This is a genomic window from Citrobacter portucalensis (genome assembly GCF_002042885.1).
In the GTDB taxonomy this organism is placed as follows: domain Bacteria; phylum Pseudomonadota; class Gammaproteobacteria; order Enterobacterales; family Enterobacteriaceae; genus Citrobacter; species Citrobacter portucalensis.
Genome location: NZ_MVFY01000001.1, coordinates 282,210 through 301,622, shown reverse-complemented (window position 1 = coordinate 301,622; position 19,413 = coordinate 282,210). Strand labels below are relative to the sequence as shown.

Annotated in this window: 19 protein-coding genes; 8 read left to right on the top strand and 11 right to left on the bottom strand. The window is 50.0% G+C overall.

Features of this window, described 5'->3' with window-relative positions; translation table 11 throughout:
- Window positions 1-188 precede the first annotated feature (188 nt).
- From marR to marB, 3 genes are read left to right on the top strand one after another with little or no spacing between them, the layout of a single operon-like run.
- Window positions 189-623: a multiple antibiotic resistance transcriptional regulator MarR gene (marR, locus tag BZK40_RS01520; RefSeq protein ID WP_003832935.1), complete on the top strand. Its 435-nt coding sequence runs from the start codon at window positions 189-191 to the stop codon at window positions 621-623.
- 18 nt (window positions 624-641) lie between these two features.
- A complete protein-coding gene (marA, locus tag BZK40_RS01515; protein ID WP_003032424.1) occupies window positions 642-1,025 on the top strand; it encodes an MDR efflux pump AcrAB transcriptional activator MarA in 384 nt (127 codons plus the stop codon).
- 30 nt (window positions 1,026-1,055) lie between these two features.
- Complete coding sequence (gene marB / locus BZK40_RS01510) at window positions 1,056-1,274, top strand: multiple antibiotic resistance protein MarB (protein ID WP_008784747.1); 219 nt, start codon at window positions 1,056-1,058, stop codon at window positions 1,272-1,274.
- Between the two features lie 761 nt (window positions 1,275-2,035).
- Here marB and eamA read toward each other — a convergent pair.
- Complete coding sequence (eamA, locus tag BZK40_RS01495) at window positions 2,036-2,935, bottom strand: O-acetylserine/cysteine exporter (RefSeq protein ID WP_032943417.1); 900 nt, start codon at window positions 2,933-2,935, stop codon at window positions 2,036-2,038.
- Between the two features lie 198 nt (window positions 2,936-3,133).
- On the opposite strand from eamA, the gene ydeE reads away from it, so the two are divergent.
- Entirely contained in the window at window positions 3,134-4,321 is a 1,188-nt protein-coding gene (gene ydeE / locus BZK40_RS01490) for an efflux MFS transporter YdeE (protein WP_032943415.1), read from the top strand.
- A gap of 40 nt (window positions 4,322-4,361) precedes the next feature.
- On the opposite strand, the gene urtE is transcribed toward ydeE, so the two are convergent.
- The 5 genes from urtE to urtA are packed head-to-tail and all read right to left on the bottom strand — an operon-like array spanning window position 4,362 to window position 9,829.
- Window positions 4,362-5,060: an urea ABC transporter ATP-binding subunit UrtE gene (gene urtE, locus BZK40_RS01485; RefSeq protein WP_079934017.1), complete on the bottom strand. Its 699-nt coding sequence runs from the start codon at window positions 5,058-5,060 to the stop codon at window positions 4,362-4,364.
- Between the two features lie 9 nt (window positions 5,061-5,069).
- Complete coding sequence (urtD, locus tag BZK40_RS01480) at window positions 5,070-5,867, bottom strand: urea ABC transporter ATP-binding protein UrtD (protein ID WP_079934016.1); 798 nt, start codon at window positions 5,865-5,867, stop codon at window positions 5,070-5,072.
- Window positions 5,867-6,940, bottom strand: a complete 1,074-nt coding sequence (urtC, locus tag BZK40_RS01475; protein ID WP_048214208.1) for an urea ABC transporter permease subunit UrtC — start codon at window positions 6,938-6,940, stop codon at window positions 5,867-5,869. Before urtC ends, urtD begins: the two co-directional genes overlap by 1 nt.
- Window positions 6,940-8,514 (bottom strand): urea ABC transporter permease subunit UrtB, encoded by a 1,575-nt coding sequence (urtB, locus tag BZK40_RS01470; RefSeq protein WP_079934015.1) that lies wholly within the window; start codon window positions 8,512-8,514, stop codon window positions 6,940-6,942. The genes urtC and urtB overlap by 1 nt, the downstream gene beginning before the upstream one ends.
- A gap of 43 nt (window positions 8,515-8,557) precedes the next feature.
- Entirely contained in the window at window positions 8,558-9,829 is a 1,272-nt protein-coding gene (gene urtA / locus BZK40_RS01465) for an urea ABC transporter substrate-binding protein (RefSeq protein ID WP_003832925.1), read from the bottom strand.
- 486 nt (window positions 9,830-10,315) lie between these two features.
- Here urtA and mgtS point away from each other — a divergent pair, with 486 nt between their 5' ends.
- A complete protein-coding gene (gene mgtS, locus BZK40_RS24125; RefSeq protein ID WP_003032406.1) occupies window positions 10,316-10,411 on the top strand; it encodes a protein MgtS in 96 nt (31 codons plus the stop codon).
- 284 nt (window positions 10,412-10,695) lie between these two features.
- On the opposite strand, the gene BZK40_RS01460 is transcribed toward mgtS, so the two are convergent.
- The 3 genes from BZK40_RS01460 to dcp all read right to left on the bottom strand — a co-directional run bounded on the left by BZK40_RS01460 (window position 10,696) and on the right by dcp (window position 14,302).
- Window positions 10,696-11,622 (bottom strand): diguanylate cyclase, encoded by a 927-nt coding sequence (locus BZK40_RS01460; RefSeq protein WP_079934014.1) that lies wholly within the window; start codon window positions 11,620-11,622, stop codon window positions 10,696-10,698.
- Between the two features lie 155 nt (window positions 11,623-11,777).
- Window positions 11,778-12,038, bottom strand: a complete 261-nt coding sequence (locus BZK40_RS01455; protein WP_020996405.1) for a hypothetical protein — start codon at window positions 12,036-12,038, stop codon at window positions 11,778-11,780.
- A gap of 218 nt (window positions 12,039-12,256) precedes the next feature.
- Window positions 12,257-14,302: a peptidyl-dipeptidase Dcp gene (gene dcp, locus BZK40_RS01450; RefSeq protein WP_079934012.1), complete on the bottom strand. Its 2,046-nt coding sequence runs from the start codon at window positions 14,300-14,302 to the stop codon at window positions 12,257-12,259.
- A gap of 137 nt (window positions 14,303-14,439) precedes the next feature.
- Between dcp and ydfG the strand changes: the two genes are divergently transcribed.
- From ydfG to ydfZ, 3 genes are all read left to right on the top strand, one after another.
- Window positions 14,440-15,186, top strand: a complete 747-nt coding sequence (ydfG, locus tag BZK40_RS01445; protein ID WP_020996406.1) for a bifunctional NADP-dependent 3-hydroxy acid dehydrogenase/3-hydroxypropionate dehydrogenase YdfG — start codon at window positions 14,440-14,442, stop codon at window positions 15,184-15,186.
- Between the two features lie 86 nt (window positions 15,187-15,272).
- Window positions 15,273-15,959: a GntR family transcriptional regulator gene (locus BZK40_RS01440; RefSeq protein ID WP_003032396.1), complete on the top strand. Its 687-nt coding sequence runs from the start codon at window positions 15,273-15,275 to the stop codon at window positions 15,957-15,959.
- A 191-nt stretch (window positions 15,960-16,150) separates the two neighbouring features.
- Window positions 16,151-16,354, top strand: coding sequence for a putative selenium delivery protein YdfZ (gene ydfZ / locus BZK40_RS01435; protein ID WP_003032393.1), 204 nt, complete (start codon window positions 16,151-16,153; stop codon window positions 16,352-16,354).
- A 74-nt stretch (window positions 16,355-16,428) separates the two neighbouring features.
- Here ydfZ and BZK40_RS01430 read toward each other — a convergent pair whose 3' ends face one another.
- Together BZK40_RS01430 and BZK40_RS01425 are read right to left on the bottom strand one after the other, a co-directional pair.
- Window positions 16,429-17,895, bottom strand: coding sequence for a mannitol dehydrogenase family protein (locus BZK40_RS01430; protein WP_008784735.1), 1,467 nt, complete (start codon window positions 17,893-17,895; stop codon window positions 16,429-16,431).
- Window positions 17,896-18,056: 161 nt separating this feature from the next.
- Window positions 18,057-19,391 carry an MFS transporter gene (locus BZK40_RS01425; protein WP_008784734.1) on the bottom strand — a complete coding sequence of 445 codons (1,335 nt, stop codon included), beginning with the start codon at window positions 19,389-19,391 and terminating at the stop codon, window positions 18,057-18,059.
- Window positions 19,392-19,413: the final 22 nt, after the last annotated feature.

Genomic DNA, 19,413 nt, shown 5'->3' with positions numbered 1-19,413 from the left:
TCGTGGTGTAAGGATTCATTTTTCATCAGCACGTATAAACCATAATTATCAAACCGTTAAAATTCCACTCGCCAGGTATTAAGTCTGATGATTTAGCAAAACGTGGCATTTGCCGATCCATTCGTTTGACTTATATTTGCCTAAGCAATAATATCAGCCGTGACTAACTACTTGCCAGGGCAACCATTGTGAAAAACACCAGTGATCTGTTTAACGAAATCATCCCACTGGGTCGTTTGATCTATATGGTTAATCAGAAAAAAGATCGTTTGTTAAACGACTATCTGTCACCGCTGGATATCACGGCATCGCAGTTCAAGGTGCTCTGCTCCATCCGTTGCGCGGTGTGCATCACCCCTGTCGAATTGAAAAAAGTGCTGTCTGTCGACCTTGGCGCCCTGACGCGGATGCTGGACAGACTGGCCTGTAAAGGCTGGATCGAAAGGCTTCCGAATCCACATGACAAGCGTGGCGTGCTGGTGAAACTCACTGAGCATGGCGCAGCAATTTGCGAGCAGTGTCATCAATTAGTAGGGCAAGACCTGCACCAGGAACTAACAAAAAACTTAACGGCGGATGAAGTAGCCACACTTGAGCACTTGCTTAAGAGAATCCTGCCGTAAACAGAAAGAGGTATGACGATGTCCAGACGCAATACTGACACAATCACTATTCATAGCATTTTGGACTGGATCGAAAATAACCTTGAATCGCCGCTCTCGCTGGAAAAAGTGTCTGAGCGTTCAGGTTACTCCAAATGGCACCTGCAACGGATGTTTAAAAAAGAAACCGGTCATTCACTGGGTCAATACATTCGCAGCCGTAAAATGACTGAAATAGCGCAAAAATTAAAAGAGAGTAACGAGCCCATTCTTTATCTGGCAGAGCGTTACGGTTTTGAGTCTCAGCAGACGCTGACCCGGACATTCAAAAACTATTTTGATGTTCCGCCGCATAAGTACCGTATGACGAATATGCACGGCGAATCACGCTATTTGCTTCCACTCAATCAATGTAATTGCTAATCGCCAGTTAACGACGTAACCGAGGAAATCATGAAACTTCTGTCTTATGCAATGCTGGCCCTGATGTTTGTTATTTCGGGCCAGAGCATGGCGGAACAGACCGCGCAACCTGCCACCCAGAACAGTCGCGACGCGATGATTATGCCCCCTGCGCACGATCAGTCCCCGTTCGATTTTAATCATATGGGTGCAGGCAGCGACAAGTCCGACGAATTAGGTGTGCCTTATTACAATATGCGCAACCTGTAATTATATTGCCCAGCAACTGCGGTAATGCCTGTCAGTTAGCGCCTCAGTTTCAGTAAGCATCAACCTGTGCTGGCGGAGGTAAATAACATGCTATCTCGGAGAAAGAGTTCCGTTCACCTCATGTGCATTGCTTCTCTAAAACACTGACTCCTGTGAACGTGTAAAGGGCGTTCTCCGCCACGCCCTTTACAATCCCGGCTCCCGGCAGGAAAATTGTTGCTGCGCAATACCCTCCGCTTATTCCTACAGGCTACCGGGCCGGGCGCGAGGAAGCGTCCTTGCAAAGCGCGCCCTGAGCCAGCATCCATGCTGGCTCTCCCGGCCTTACGGAAACACGTCGGCAATTTTCAGCCGGACCAGCCCACACCTGACCATCTGCGTTTTTTGTTTAAACAGCAAAAAAGATTTAACTGGAAGTCAGTGCGTTGAAGCGATGACCCCGGTCCGGCTGAAAATCGATGAGGCGTTGACGGCTGACCGGGTCTGTCCGCAGGGATGCGGACAGAGGGGACGGCCCGCAGGGACGCAGGCTCGGCCCCGACCCGACAGGCAGACGACATAAGACGAATAACTCGCGCAGCGACGATTTTCCCGCCGGGAGCCTGGGATGCAAGGGAGACGGCGGTGAGTCTCCCTTGCACGTTCACGGGTATCTACGCTTCAGAGAAATGACACCGCTGAGGTGAACGGAACCATGAGCAATAATCACATGTTCACCATACATGCTTAACTGACGAGCATTACTCCACTGCGGGGCTTTTTTAGCCCCTCACCGACGCAACCTTACGCAACCGAAAGCCAAACACATTGATATACAACCCTGCCATGATCAGTAGCGCACCGAGCAGTTGCAATCCGGTCAGCGTTTCATCCAGCAGCACGGCGGCGCTTGCCAGTCCAACGACCGGCACCAACAGCGACAACGGCGCGACACGCCAGGTTTCATAGCGTCCGAGTAACGAACCCCAGATACCGTAACCCACAATGGTCGCCACAAACGCCAGATAAACCAGTGAAAGAATGGTGGTCATATCTATCTCCACCAGACTGTGGATCATTTGCGTTGGGCCATCGAGAATTAATGAAGCAAGGAAGAACGGAGCAATAGGAATTAACGCGCTCCATACCACCAACGACATAACGGCTGGGCGCGAGGTATGCTGCATGATTTTTTTGTTAAAGATATTACCGCAGGCCCAGCTTAGCGCCGCCGCCAGCGTCAGCATAAAACCGAGCATGCCAACATGCTGACCGTTCAGACTGGCCTCAATCAGTACCAGCACGCCAAATACCGCCAGCGCAATCCCTACCAATTGTTTACCCTGCAGGCGCTCACCGAAAGCAAATGCGCCCAGAACAATGGTAAAAAACGCCTGAGCCTGCAATACCAGAGAAGCTAACCCTGCAGGCATACCGAATTTGATAGCGCTAAAGAGAAATGCGAACTGCCCAAAACTGATGGTCAGGCCATAGCCGAGCAACAGCGAAAGTGGGATTTTCGGCCTGGCAACAAAGAGTATTGCCGGAAACGCCACCAGTAAAAAACGTAATCCCGCCAACATTAGCGGTGGCATATTGTGCAGACCCACTTTAATAACGACAAAGTTCAGCCCCCAAACCACGACAACCAGTAACGCTAACAACCCGTCTTTACGCGACATACCACCGCCCCTGCAAATATTAAATTTTTGTAAACAAGTTAAAGTAACGGAAATCGTTGTGCCGTAACAGATCATTATTTCAGGTAGGCCACGCAAGGCATTTTCGGACAACTTATTGAGTGTACATCACAGTTTTGACATGCTATTTGTTTCTTATATCTAAAAAAAACATAACAACATGCATTGTCGGGCAGGAAAATGAATATCTCCTTGAGAAGGTCCACTCTCGCGTTACTCGCGTCATCATTATTATTAACAATTGGCCGTGGCGCCACTCTGCCATTTATGACGATTTACCTCAGTCGGCAGTATCATCTGAGCGTTGACCTGATCGGCTATGCGATGACGGTCGCGCTGACCATTGGCGTGGTGTTCAGCCTTGGCTTTGGTATTCTGGCCGACAAGTTCGATAAAAAACGCTATATGCTGCTGGCAATTTGTGGCTTTGCTTCCGGCTTTATTGCAATCCCGCTGGTGCATAACGTGGTGGTAGTGGTTTTACTCTTTGCCCTGATCAACTGTGCCTACTCCGTCTTCGCCACGGTGCTGAAGGCCTGGTTTGCCGATAATCTGTCTGCCACCAACAAGACTAAAATTTTCTCGCTTAACTATACCGTGCTGAATATTGGCTGGACCGTTGGTCCACCGCTGGGCACTCTACTGGTGATGCAAAGCATTAACCTGCCATTCTGGCTGGCTGCCGCCTGTTCAGCATTGCCACTGGTGTTTATCCAGACCTGGGTAAAACGTTCGACAGCACCATCAGAAGGTTTAAACGCCGCGGTGTGGTCCCCATCGGTACTTCTGCGCGACCGGGCATTATTCTGGTTTACGTTGTCGGCCTTTCTGGCATCGTTTGTTGGCGGTGCTTTTGCGTCCTGTATTTCGCAATACGTTATGGTGGTCGCCGATGGCGATTTTGCCGAGAAAGTGGTAGCAGTCGTCTTGCCCGTTAACGCCGCCATCGTAGTATCACTGCAATACGCGCTTGGCCGCAGGCTCACCGCCACGAATATCCGCCCGCTGATGACAGTGGGTACAGTCTTCTTTGTCGTTGGCCTGGTCGGTTTCGCTTTCTCCGGCAACAGTCTGTTGTTATGGGGGATTTCTGCTGCCTTTTTCACTATCGGCGAAGTCATTTACGCGCCTGGTGAATACATGCTTATCGACAACATCGCGCCAGCAGGCATGAAAGCCAGCTATTTTTCCGCCCAGTCGTTGGGCTGGCTTGGCGCAGCGGTTAACCCATTAGTCAGCGGCGTCATTTTAACCACATTGCCGCCATGGTCGCTGTTTGTCGCGCTGATAGTGGCGATCGTTCTTGCCTGGGCGCTCATGATAAAAGGCATGCGCGCCAAGCCCTGGGGGCAGACGGTGGTCTGCTGATGAGTATAGCGACAGAGCCGAAGCCGCTCTGTCGCATACCTCAGATTGCAACCAGTCCCCGAACGCCCTCGGCCTCCATATTTTTACCATCGCCGCTTTGAATAATGCTGCCCCGCGACATGAGCAGGTATTTGTCGGCAAGCTGCTGCGCAAAATCGTAGAATTGCTCCACCAGCAATATAGCCATATCCCCCCGGTGCGCCAGTTGAGAAATCACCTGACCAATCTCTTTAATCACCGACGGCTGGATCCCTTCCGTTGGCTCATCAAGAATCAACAACTGTGGGCGACTTGCCAGCGCTCGTCCAATGGCCAGTTGCTGCTGTTGCCCGCCGGACAAATCTCCGCCACGCCGATGCTTCATCTCCTGTAAAACCGGAAAGAGCGCGTAAATATCATCAGGCACATGTCGGGCATCCGGTGCTGAAAAACGGGAAAGACCGAGCAGCAGATTCTCTTCGACCGTCAAACGCGGAAAAATATCACGCCCCTGTGGGACATACGCCACACCGGCCCTGACCCGCTGATGCGGCTTCCAGTGAGTGACATTTTTATCCTGCCAGAGCACGCTTCCGCTACGGGCCGGAATAAGTCCCATCAGACACTTTAGTAGTGTTGTTTTCCCCACGCCGTTACGCCCCAGCAGGCATGTCACCTCACCGATACGCGCTTCAAAGCTCACCCCGCGCAGAATATGGCTGCCACCATAATATTGATTCAGTTCTTTCACCTGCAGCATATGAACTCCTTAACGCCCGAGATAGACTTCAATAACCTGCTCGTTGGCCTGCACATCGCGAAGACTCCCCTGAGCGAGGACACGTCCCTGATGTAATACTGTGACGCGATCGGCAATGGTTTCAACAAATCCCATATCGTGCTCAACAACCATCAGAGAGTGCTTACCGGCAAGCTGGCGAAACAGCTCCGCCGTGTATTCCGTTTCCGCATCCGTCATCCCCGCCGCGGGTTCATCCAGTAGCAGTAAATGCGGCTCCTGCACCAGCAGCATGCCAATTTCGAGAAACTGTTTTTGCCCATGCGAAAGCAGACCGGCGCGGCGGCCCCGCTCATTACCAAGCCGCAACAGCGCCAATACTTCATCAATACGATCCCTTTGTTCGCCTGAGAGTCGTGCCCGTAGAGCCCCCCAGACAGATTTATCATTTTTCAGCGCCAGCTCCAGGTTCTCTTCCACCGTTAATGCTTCAAATACCGTGGGCTTTTGAAATTTCCGTCCAATCCCCTGACGCGCGATGGCAATGGGATCCAGCGTTGTTAAATCGGTCGACTGATCGTATATCGCACGACCACTTTGCGGTCTGGTTTTACCGGTTATGACATCCATTAACGTCGTCTTCCCGGCGCCGTTGGGGCCAATAATACAGCGCAGCTCCCCGACGCCAATATTGAGCGAGAGATCCGTTAATGCCTGGAATCCGTCGAAATTAACGTTAATTTTTTCCAGTTGGAGTACCGGGTCCGTTTGTTCGCGAAACCGATCGCCCGGCATCTGGCGAGTAAAAAGTCCTTCATCCGGCTGCATTATTTGTCTCCTTTGCGAAACAGGCCAATCACACCACGGGGTAAAAAAAGCGTAACGCCAATAAAGATCAGGCCAAGAAACAGCTGCCAGTATTCCGGCATAATGACGGTAAACAGGCTTTTAGCACCGTTCACCAGTACAGCGCCAAATACCGGGCCGATCAGGGTTCCACGTCCGCCGAGAGCAACCCAAATCGCCGCTTCAATCGAGTTGGTCGGCGACATTTCGCTGGGGTTGATAATCCCTACCTGCGGGACATAAAGCGCCCCGGCCAGGCCGCACAGCACAGCGGAAAGCGTCCACACCAGTAACTTGAAACCTTTCGGATCGTAACCACAGAACATCAAACGGTTCTCGGCATCGCGCACGGCGGTCAGAATACGACCAAACTTACTGCGGCCCAGCGCAAGTCCCAGCCATATTGCCAGCACCAGCAGCATAACCGTCGCCAGAAACAGCGCGATCCTGGTGGACGTCGCGGTCACCGGAAACCCCAGAATGGTGGTAAAACCGGTAAAACCGTTATTTCCACCAAAGCCGGTTTCATTGCGGAAAAACAGCAGCATTCCGGCGAAAGTCAGGGCCTGGGTCATGATGGAGAAATAGACACCTTTGATTTTTGAACGGAAGGCAAACCAACCAAATACCAGCGCCAGCAAGCCCGGCACCAGAACAACCAGCAGCATTGCCCAGAGAAAATGTTGCGTCCCCCACCAAAACCAGGGCAGCTCGCTCCACGACAGGAACGACATAAAGGCCGGTAATCCTTCGCCGGAAGCCTGGCGCATCAGGTACATTCCCATCGCATAGCCCCCCAGCGCGAAGAAAATACCGTGTCCCAGCGAGAGCATTCCGGCATAGCCCCACACCAGATCCAGCGCAACGGCCACAATGGCATAGCAGAGAATTTTCCCGGCCAGCGTCAACGTCCAAACCGATATGGCCAGCGGATGCTCCGCAGGTAACAGCGCAAGAAACGGCAGAATAATCAACGCCAGCAGTAAGCCCAGACCCAGCACGCGTGTTGTACGCGGCGCTTTACGCGCCAGCGTTATTGTCATTGGCATCGTCATCAGTCAATAACCCTCCCTTTCAGCGCGAACAGTCCCTGAGGTCGTTTCTGAATAAACAGAATGATCAGCACCAGGATCATGATTTTGCCGAGAACCGCCCCCACCTGAGGCTCCAGAATTTTATTGAAGATCCCCAGCCCAAATGCCGCAGCCACGCTCCCGGCAAGCTGTCCAACGCCGCCCAGTACCACCACCAAAAACGAATCGATAATGTAGCTTTGCCCCAGCTCCGGTCCTACGTTACCTAGTTGCGAGAGCGCCACGCCTCCCAGTCCGGCAATTCCTGAACCAAGGCCAAAGGCCAGCATATCGACTCGTCCGGTGGGTACGCCGCAGCAGGCCGCCATATTGCGATTTTGCGTCACGGCACGCACGCGCAGCCCGAGGCGCGTTTTATTCAACAGCAGCCAGGTGAAGAACAGCACCAGCATGGCAAAGCCAAGCACCACAATTCGGTTCCACGGCAATATCAGATTGGCATAAACCTGAATGCCGCCGGAAAGCCATGCCGGATTGGCGACTTCAAGGTTTTGCGCGCCGAAGGTCATACGCACCAACTGGATCAGCATCAGACTGATCCCCCAGGTCGCCAGCAGTGTTTCGAGTGGACGTCCGTATAAATGGCGAATCACCCCGCGCTCGAGCAGCATTCCCACCGCCGCGGTAAGTAAAAAGGCGACCGGAAGCGCAATAACTGGATACCAGGCTAACCCGTGCGGGAAAAACTGCCCCATCAGCTGTTGCACCATCCAGGTACAGTACGCCCCGAGCATCAACATCTCGCCATGCGCCATATTGATGACGCCGAGTAATCCATAGGTTATCGCCAGACCCAATGCCGCAAGCAGCAAAATAGAACCCAGTGACAGTCCCATGAAAGCTTGCCCTAGAAGATCCCCAACCTTCATGCGATGCGAGATGGAATTCAGACTTTCATCAGCGGCAGCACGCACTCGGGCATCGGGTTCATGTTCAGCCCGGGTGAATGGCTGCAGGCGCGCCTGAGTTTCAGGATCATTTGACGCCCCTAATAGTTCGATTGCCTGAAGCCTGACCTCCGGCGAGGTGCTGCTCAGTTGCAGATTTGCCAGTGCAATAGCGAGTGCGGATTTCACATCGCCATCTGACTCTTGAGCCAGTCGTTGTTGTAAAAACGGCAGCATGCCCGGCTGCGCCTCACGCTGTAATGTACGAGCTGCCCCCTCCCTTATCGTGACACTGTCACTTAAAAGCTGATGGACAGCCAACGCTCCGGCTACCAGATTACGCAGGCGGTTAGTCAGGCGAATTTTTTTTAGCTCGCCGTTTGGGGCTGTCGCTGTTCCTAACGGCTGTACGTGCGAGCCGTTCATGATGAAGGCATTTTTCGTGTTATCGGTCAGCAGGTTCTCATCTCGCAGTGCGCTGAGCAGCGGGATGCGCTGAACGTCAGGATTCACCGCCCATTGTTCAAGCAAGGCGGCCTGCTGAGCACGGTTGGCGGCGGTAAAGGTATCAGCATCTGCGGCCTGGGCTATCCACGGCAAAAACCACATCAGCAACAACACACCACGAATAAAGCGCATAGCTTTCATGAGCGTTCTCCAAAGCATTACCCTCCCGCAGGAGGGCGTTAGATCAGTTGCTGGCGGTTTTCACAGGCTGTTCAGATTTTTTATCATTACCGGCGATGTACGGACTCCACGGCTGGGCGCGGACCGGCTCATCGGTTTGCCACACCACGTTAAACTGGCCGTTGCCTTCAATCTCGCCAATCATGACGGGTTTATGCAGGTGATGGTTGGTCGCATCCATGGTCAGGGTAAAACCTGATGGCGCAGCGAAGGATTGCCCCGCCATAGCTGCACGAACTTTATCCACATCGGTAGTTCCGGCTTTTTCTACCGCCTGCGCCCACATATGCAGGCCAACATATGTGGCTTCCATTGGGTCGTTCGTCACCACCGAATCAGCATTCGGTAATTTGTGCGCTTTGGCATACGCCCGGTAATCAGCGACAAACTTTTTGTTGGCCGCATTATCGACGGACTCAAAGTAGTTCCAGGCGGCAAGGTTACCCACCAGCGGTTTGGTATCAATACCGCGTAGCTCCTCCTCACCCACGGAAAAAGCCACCACCGGCACATCGGTGGCTTTCAGCCCCTGATTCGCTAACTCTTTATAGAACGGTACGTTAGAATCCCCATTGATGGTTGATACCACCGCCGTTTTTCCCCCTGCGGCGAATTTTTTAATACTGGCGACAATGGTCTGGTAATCGCTGTGTCCGAATGGGGTGTACACCTCTTCGATGTCTTTATCGGCGACCCCTTTTGAGTGCAAAAAAGCGCGTAAAATTTTGTTGGTCGTGCGCGGATAAACATAATCTGTGCCCAGCAGGAAGAAGCGTTTCGCGCTACCGCCGTCCTCACTCATCAGATACTCAACCGCAGGGATCGCCTGCTGATTGGGGGCTGCGCCGGTATAGAAGACGTTAGGCGACATCTCCTCACCTTCATATTGCACCGGGTAAAACAGCAGACCGTTCAACTCTTCAAATACCGGTAGAACCGATTTACGCGAAACCGATGTCCAGCAGCCGAAAACTGCCGCCACCTTGTCCTGACTCAGCAGTTGTCTCGCTTTTTCAGCAAATAACGGCCAGTTCGAGGCCGGGTCAACCACCACCGGTTCCAGCTTTTTACCCAACACACCGCCCTGAGCATTTATTTCATCGATGGTCATCAACGCCACATCTTTTAGCGGCGTTTCGGATATGGCCATCGTGCCGGATAACGAATGCATGATGCCAACCTTAATGGTGTCGGCTGCCTGAACGCTAAAACTCACGCCCATTGCGACAACAGAGGCAGAAAGTGCAAAAGCTTTTAAAAATGTACGACGCTGCATAGTTTCACTCCTGAAATTAGACTTGCTGAAAGCTCCGGTGCAGCCGGGCAGACAAAACGGTGCAAATTAAGGGTGTTCAGAAGTGATAAGGCAAAAACGATGCCAGATATTAAAACATCATATAAAATCAACAAATTAGCATCTCGCGCACATAGATCAGTATTACATTTTCCCGCCAAAAGGATTAATCACACGAAAAATTGAACCACAATGAGACAACTCTGCATTATAAACGTGCAACAATCTGTATCAGCAGCACACCGTCATAACCGCGTCTCAGGGTTTAAAAACAGAGTTATTTGTGCGCAGATAAATGTGTCTCGTCACTATTATTTATTTTATTCGACGTGATCATGTCAAAAATTTACTTTTCAGTCGAAATAATCACACAGTTCAGCCTTTGTTTAAGATTGAATTGCTACTATAGTCATAAGCGAGGTGAACTTAAGGTAAGAGAGGAAACTCACAGATAAAGGAGCATTTACTATGCTGGGTAATATGAATATTTTTATGGCTGTTCTGGGAATTATTTTATTTTCCGGTTTCCTGGCCGCGTATTTTAGCCACAGATGGGATGATTGATGAACGGAGATAGTCCTGCACCGACCCGGCCCCTTGTAGCGTAACTGCACAAGGGGCCATTTTTTTACCTGAATCGCACTCGCTGTGCCTTTTTCCTGATTTACAGATAAAAAAAACCGCCGGATAAACCAGCGGTAAATGCTTGCATGGATAGATTTGTGTTTTGCTTTTATACGCTATCTGGCAATTCCCTGCGAAGATAACGGATAGTCAGCTAACCTATCACCGACAACCCCAATGAAAGTTAAACGAAACGCAACTACCTCAAAGCGTTTTTCGAAAACTCACGCACTGAGGGGATACGAGGTTCCGTCATTGGTGTCCACCAACGCAATTTGCTCATTTTCATCTATAAACATGCAACGATTCCTGCCGGTCTGTTTCCCCTGATACATCGCCCTGTCGGCCCGACCAAGCGCGGTATCCAGCGTTTCACCCTGTTGAACCCGGGTTATGCCTGCCGTCACCGTGATACCGATCTCTCCCTCAGCGTAGGGAATTTTTTTCTGACCAATCAGACGACAAAGTCGCAAACCCGCCTGGCATGCCTGCTCGTCCGTTTTTGTCCTGATGATGATAATGAACTCTTCTCCACCGTAGCGGTACGCCGCCTCATCATATCGCGTCCATGACAATAAATTTGATGCCAGAGCCCGCAATACCACGTCACCAACCAAATGGCCGTAGGTATCGTTAACGTATTTAAAACGATCGATATCTAACAACAATATATAAAGATTAAGCGGTTCGGCATCGAGCAACTGCCGATCAAAAGACTCATCGAGCATTCTTCTGCCAGGTAAACCTGTTAATGCGTCGATATTACTGCGGATACTCAATAAATATATTTTGTAGTCCATTACAGATGAGGTAAATGCCAGCAGCGCGTCCTGGAAGCTGTCGAAATGCCATGAATGGCTACGATTCTCCACGATAGCCATTAGCAATTTCTTGCCTGATAAATGCATTTTTTCGTGGGTGGCGCTTATCTTGCTTACGTAACTACAATCATCCTCATTGTACCGTGATTGATTATCAAGCCACTGTCCAAATCGACAAACAAAATGCGAGTTTTCACCCATAATATCTGGCTGCGTAACATCTGAAGACACCACGCAGCGGAACATGGTCACTAACCATTTGTAGTGGGCATCAATGGATTTGTTCAACTCAATCAAAATTGCATCTATTTCCTTCGTATTTCTCATCATCACGTTCTCCCTCCCTGTTCGAGCGTTTCTGATGGAATTATCTTAACGATAAAAAAGAAAATTTATGTAAATTTTTTAATAGTAATTAATAAATCATAATTAACAGGATATTACGCTATACCATCTGTTGTGGCATAGCGTTGTCACTAAAGTGGTCAAACCAATAACGGTTCATTCAGCATTTCATTAAGCCCAATCACCTCTAATTGATCGGATGTGTAGGTTTTGTCGCCTCTGGCATATTGATACGCAGAACCATGGGAAAACCCGGATTCACGCGCTTCTTTATACCGTGCGATGATTTCAGCATTTGAACGTGAAACATGTGGCGTAAACGGAGTGACGCTGGATTGTACAATTGTACTATCTGCACATCCGGACATAACAAGCACAGCTATTAGAACCCCTATTTTCATTAACAATTACCTGAGAAACCTGCCCGTACATGAACGCTAATCTTATCAAACATCCAAAGGCATCATCATTATTAAACTAGCATTCCTGAATATATTTCATCATCATTTGTTGATAACCATTATTGTCAACTTTCATATAAAACCCTAAAAATTGCCATCTTTAAAAATAATAAAAAACCGGGCATCACGCCCGGCTCAATATTCTGGCTAATAATCTCTTAGACGCTCAAACCACGATGTTCCAGCATTGGCTCCATTTTTGGATCTCGCCCGCTCCATTGGCGATAAAGTTCAGTTAAATCAGTACCGTTACCGCGGGACAAAATCGCTTCACGGAACTTTTGCCCGTTTTCACGAGTTAATCCGCCCTGCTCTACAAACCACTGATAGCCGTCATCGGCCAGCATTTGCGTCCACAAATAGGCGTAATAACCTGCGGCATAACCGCCGCCGAAGATATGGGCAAAATAGCTGCTGCGATAACGAGGCGGCACAGCCTTGAGATCCAAACCTTCAGCCGCCAGCGCCTGCTGTTCAAATTGTTCGACCGAAAGAGATAACGCGCTCTTTTCCAGACTGTGCCAACGCATATCCAACAATGCGGCACTGAGCAGTTCGGTCATGTCGTAACCTTTGTTAAACAGGCTGGCCCGCTGCATCTTATTCCGCAACGCCTGCGGCATTTGCTCCCCGGTATCAACATGACGAGCAAAACGAGCAAAGACCTGCGGATGACTCGCCCAGTGTTCGTTGATCTGCGAAGGAAACTCAACAAAATCACGCGGAGTGTTGGTCCCTGAAAGCGTGGCATAACGCTGAGTGGCGAACAGGCCGTGCAACGTGTGCCCAAACTCATGAAATAACGTAATAACATCATCCCACAATAACAATGCAGGCTGACCCTTTGCTGGTTTTTGATAATTACACACGTTGTAAATAACCGGCCGGGTTTCATTGAGTTGCGATTGCTCAACAAAATTGCCCATCCAGGCACCACCGCTTTTCGATTCCCGGGCAAAGAAATCGCCGTAAAATAACGCCAGCCCTACGCCATCGTGATCGAATATTTCCCATACCCTAACATCCGGGTGATAAACAGGAATGTCGAACCGTTCTATAAATTTTATGCCAAAGAGTTGATTAGCTGTCCAGAAAACGCCCTCGTTCAGCACCGTATCAAGGGCAAAGTAAGGTTTGAACTGCGCCTCATCAAGTGCATATTTCTCACGACGAACCTGCTCGGCATAAAATGCCCAGTCCCAGGCCTCGACGTTAAATTTCCCCTGTTCGTGATTGATAACATTCTGGATTTCGGCCTGTTCATCCAATGCCCTGGCTCGCGCAGCGGGAACAATCGCCCGCATGAAATTGAGTGCAGCTTCCGGTGTTTTTGCCATCTGATCGGCAATTTTCCAGGCGGCGTAATTGGCAAAACCGAGTAGTTTCGCCTGCTGCATCCGGATCTCGACCAGTCGCTGAATAATCGCCCGAGTATCGTTAGCGTCATTGTTTTCTGCTCTCGTCCATGCGCGGTTGAACAGATTCTCACGGGTCTGGCGATCGCGTAACGCCGCAAGCGCCGGTTGCTGAGTCGTGTTCAATAGCGGGATAACCCAACGCGCTTCAAGCCCTTTCTCCTTTGCAGCTTCGGCGGCAACAGCAATTTCCTCTGCGCTGAGTCCGTCCAGGTAACGTGCATCATCCACCACCAGAGCACCGGACTTGTTCGCCGCCAGCAGACGTTGATTAAACTGGCTGGTCAACGTGGCGGACTCTGTATTGAGCGCTTTAAGGTTCGCTTTATCGACCTCATTTAAACGCGCGCCGGCTAATACAAAACGCTGGTGGATGACCTCCAGCAAGCGTAATGATTCGCTATCCAACCCCAGCGAACCTCGCCGTTGCCAGACCGCTTCAACGCGCGAAAAAAGCGCGCCATTGAGATAAATATCATTGGCAAGGTTCGCCAGTTCTGCGGAAAATTCTTCGTCAAGGCGCTGTAGTTCATCGTTGGTGTGCGCCGCCGTCATCGCGAAGAAAACGCTGGTTACGCGTGTCAGCAAAGCGCCGCTTTGTTCAAGCGCCAGCAACGTATTGGCAAAATCAGGGGCCTGCGGGTTTTGCACAATCGCCTCGATCTCTGCACGTTTTTGCCGCACGCCTTCATCGAACGCTGGGCGATAGTGCTGCACCTCTATCTGATCAAACTGCGGTGCCTGGTACGGCAACGTGCTGTGACGTAAAAAAGGATTCGTTAACGACATCTTTCACTCCTGAAAACGATTTGTTTACCAGAGTAGACTTCCCAGGAATCAACCGCAATCGCGTTACGCAGGAATAGCTCTGAACGGAAATGACGTGCTATGGTAGTACGACATAAAAAGCGTTGAGGAACAGTGAGATGATCGTTTTAGTAACCGGAGCAACCGCAGGTTTTGGTGAGTGCATTACGCGTCGTTTTATTGAGAATGGGCATAAAGTTATTGCCACCGGACGCCGCCAGGAGCGCCTGCAGGAACTGAAAGAGGAATTGGGTGACCGCCTCTATACCGCGCAACTGGACGTACGTAATCGTGCATCGATTGAAGAGATGATGGACGCCCTTCCTGCTGAATGGCGCAATATTGATGTTCTGGTCAACAACGCGGGTCTGGCGCTGGGCCTTGAGCCTGCTCACAAGGCCAGCATTGAAGACTGGGAGAATATGATCGACACCAACAACAAGGGGCTGGTTTATATGACCCGTGCCGTTCTGCCTGGCATGGTTGAACGCAACCGCGGTCATATTATCAATATCGGTTCTACCGCGGGCAGTTGGCCATACGCTGGCGGTAACGTCTACGGTGCGACCAAAGCGTTTGTTCGCCAGTTTAGCCTGAATTTACGTACTGATTTACACGGCACTGCAATTCGCGTTACCGACATCGAACCGGGTCTGGTTGGCGGTACGGAGTTCTCTAATGTCCGTTTTAAAGGTGATGACGCCAAAGCTGAAAAAGCCTACGAAAATACCACGGCGCTGACTCCGCAAGATGTTACAGAAGCGGTATGGTGGGTGGCTTCTTTACCGGCTCATGTCAATATCAACACCCTTGAAATGATGCCTGTCACACAGTCTTTTGCCGGGCTGAGTATCCACCGGAGCTAATTTCTCTGCCCGGCCTTGTGCCGGGTATAGATAGCCTGAAAGAAGTGATAAAATATCCGGGTTAACTCTCTAAAAAGTAAGAATGAATGACCGTAGAAACGCAGCTCAACCCTACACAGCCAGTAAATCAACAGATTTACCGTATTCTTCGCCGTGATATCGTGCATTGTCTGATTGCACCCGGTACACCGCTGTCGGAGAAAGAGGTTTCTGTACGCTTTAATGTGTCACGCCAGCCGGTACGAGAAGCATTCATCAAACTGGCCGAGAACGGTCTGATTCAGATCCGCCCGCAGCGTGGCAGCTACGTGAATAAAATTTCGCTGTCGCAGGTGCAAAACGGCTGTTTTGTTCGCCAGGCAATTGAATGTGCCGTGGTACGCCGCGCCGCATCACTGATCAACGATCAACAGTGCTATCAGCTTGAACAGAATTTGCATCAGCAGCGCATCGCAATTGACCGAAAACAGATTAATGATTTCTTCCAGCTTGATGATGAGTTTCATCAGAAACTGGCTTTAATCGCCGAGTGCCAACTCGCCTGGGATACCGTTGAGAATATAAAGGCTACAATTGACCGCGTTCGTTATATGAGCCTGGATCATATTTCCCCGCCTGAGATGCTGCTACGCCAGCATCACGATATCTTTGCCGCCCTTGAGAAGCATGATGGCGATGCGGTCGAGCGCGCAATGATGCTCCATCTTCAGGAAATTGGTGAGTCCGTTCAGCTTATTCGCCAGGAAAATAGCGACTGGTTCAGCGAAGATTAATACTACGCTCACCTCACTCCGGGGTGAGTTTCTCCTGCGTTTTCCCAGCGCCCGCATAACTGCATAAAAAAAGCTGTGATTTTGATCGAAAACAAAAAAAATCATTAATGAGAAGCGTATTTATATTGCGCCCGTTACGTGGGACTAAAAGCCCACGGGCTTTGACGGTAAGTTGGAAAGGAGAAAACACCATGAAAACATACGATCGTAACCGTAACGCAATCACCACTGGCAGCCGCGTCATGATCAGCGACACCGGACTCACAGGCCGCATTACAGCAATAGATACTGATGGCCTGACCGCTGAGCAGATTCGCCGCGGGAAAACAGTGGAAATCGAAGGATGTGAAGGCAAATACGCCCCCCTCGAGCTGATTCGTTTAGGCATGAACTAATTGGTGTGAATGCCAGAAAACACAGCGCCATCTGGCCGTTGCAAGCCAGATGGCGACATAAAGCATAATCTTCGTTACTTCAGTTTTGCTGCATACTTCGCAACCGTCGCCTTCGCCCCTTCAGCCAGTAAAGTAAGATACGCTTGTGTGACCTGACGGTTGAACAGTTCAACCTGTGGCAGTTCACGGCCAAAAATAGCATCGATTGCCAGCAGCGCCTGAACGCGCTCTTCGCCTTCGTTGCTGCTACGCACCGCATTCTGGATCACCGGCAACAGTGGATCGCTAATTTCAATCGCCTGGCCCTGTTCATCCACACCACCGACGTAACGCATCCAACCAGCGACACCCAGTGCCAGCAGCGCAAAGTCACTACCGTGCACAATGTGCCAACGAATGGAATCAAGCATACGCTGCGGCAGTTTTTGGCTACCGTCCATGGCGATCTGCCAGGTACGATGACGCAGCGCCGGATTGCTGTAGCGTTCAATTAACAGATCGGCGTAGCGCTGTAGGTCAACACCTTTTACTTTCAGCGTAGGTGCTTGTTCCTGCAACATCAGCGCACGTGCAGCAAGACGATAGTTTTCATCGCCCATGCAATCGTTAATATGTTGATATCCCGCCAGATACCCAAGATACGCAAGGAAAGAGTGGCTGCCGTTGAGCATACGCAGTTTCATCTCTTCAAACGGAATGACATCAGCTACCAGTTCCGCCCCGGCCTTTTCCCATTCAGGACGGCCGGCAACAAAGTTATCTTCAATTACCCACTGGCGGAACGGTTCGCATGCCACGCCTGCCGGGTCGCGTACACCGGTGATATGTTCAATTTTGTCCAGCGTCTCCTGCGTAACCGCCGGGACAATGCGGTCAACCATTGTTGATGGGAATGTCACATGTTGTTCGATCCACGCGGCCAGTTCCATATCTACCGCTCGGGCATATGCAATGACAACATTGCGCATCACATGACCGTTTTCTGGCATGTTATCGCAGGACATCACGGTAAAGGCGGCTAAACCCGCGGTTTTGCGACGTGCCAGGGCTTCAACCACCACGCCCGGCGCAGTTTTAGGCTGTTTGGGGTTTTGCAGATCGGCGGCAATCATCGGGTTGTCTAACATCAGTTGGCCGGTCGCCGGAGAATGGCAGTATCCTTTCTCGGTGATGGTCAGGGAAACGATCGCGACCTGCGGTTCACACATCGCTGCCAGTACGCTTTCCAGACCATCAACCTGCGCATGCAATGCATTTTTCACCACGCCCACGACTCTCGCAGTCCAGGCATCAGCAGACATCTCTGCAACGGTATACAGATTATCTTGCTGTTTCAGATCGAAAATCTGCTGCTCGCCGCCAATCAGGTTCACCTCGTAGTAGCCCCAGTCACTGCCGTGATCGGCGGCCAGAATGTCAGCGTAAACACCCTGATGTGCGCGATGAAACGCGCCAAACCCCAGATGAACAATACGCGGAACCAGTTTTGTACGATCGTAGTCAGGAAGTGCAGCCTTTGCCGCTAAGAGCTTGTTTTGCATGGTATGGCCTACTTATAAATGAAATCAGGACTGTTCCAGAGTAACGCCTGTATGGTTGTATGTTTTGATTTGCATTAAGCTTTTTATGATTGGTATGACATCATTTGTTGAGTTATATACCAAAGTCAGTGAATTTGGCGGCATACTGCCGCCAAAGGATATTAATGTTTCTGCCACTGCTGGTATTCACGCTTAAGTCTTTGCGGAGCGGTTTCCGGCATCATCAACAAACCAATAATTGAGATAACTCCAAGTACAATCACATAGGTTGCAAGTCCATAGTAATGTCCACCTGTTACTTGCAGAATTTTTACTGCTACCAGTCCAAGAATGCCACTGCCTATTAGCGACCCCAGTTGCCAAATTAAAGCTATTCCGCTACAGCGAATATGAGTTGGGAAAAGCTCCGGAAAATAAGAAGCCTGAGGTGCATAACACATACTATGCCCAACACTCAGTACCAGGATCATTACTATTTGTGTAAGCCAAAAACTATCCTGATTAATCGCAAGAAAGAAAGGAATAATCATAACGACCTGCAGCAGCGCACCGATAATATAGACTGGTTTACGTCCAATTTTATCGCATAGCGACCCCATCAACGGTATTGCAATTATTTCTATTATGACCGCAACGATCATTGTCTCCATCAAAATATTAGCATCAAGATTGTTTGCCTTTCCGTAAGCCAAAACAATCACTGTGAACATTGCAAATGTGCAAGCTTCAATCAGTTTCGCGCAGACCCCCTTGGCAACAATGCCAGGAAAATCGCGGATAACTTCAACTAATGGACGTGATTCTTCTGCTTTTGTCTCCCTAATCTGAGCAAAGACAGGTGATTCATCAATTTTTAAGCGGATAAACAGTCCAACAATAACCAGCAACAGACTCAACAGAAACGGTATACGCCACCCGTAATCCATCATTGCCTCTGGAGAAAGTGTGGCATTTAACAGCGCAAAGAGCGCTAACGGCAGGAGGAAACCAACCGGCGCACCGATTTGAACCCAACTGGAAAAAAATCCACGATGTTTGGGTTCAGAATATTCAGCCGTCATCAGTACTGCACCAGCTTGCTCACCTCCAACGCCAAATCCCTGTAATACACGAATAAAAATAAGTAAAGCTGGAGCCCAGACACCTATTTTCTCATATGTAGGTAATAACCCTATACAGAACGTCCCCAAACCAACAATTAATATAGTAATAACCAGTGCTTTTTTACGCCCAACCTTATCGCCAATATGCCCAAAGACGATTCCTCCTAATGGTCTTGCAAGGAAACCAACAGCATAGGTTGCAAAAGCAGCGAGAGTACTTATTAACGGATCGTCACTCGGGAAAAATAGATGACCAAAAAAGAGTACAGCTGCAGTCCCGTATGCAAAAAAATCATAATACTCAGCAGCAGTACCAATTGCGGATGCTGAAGCCACTCGACGAATAATAGGCTTATTATCTACGTTATTTTTAATATCGACTGAACTAACCATAAGTTTAACCTTCTGTAGGGTA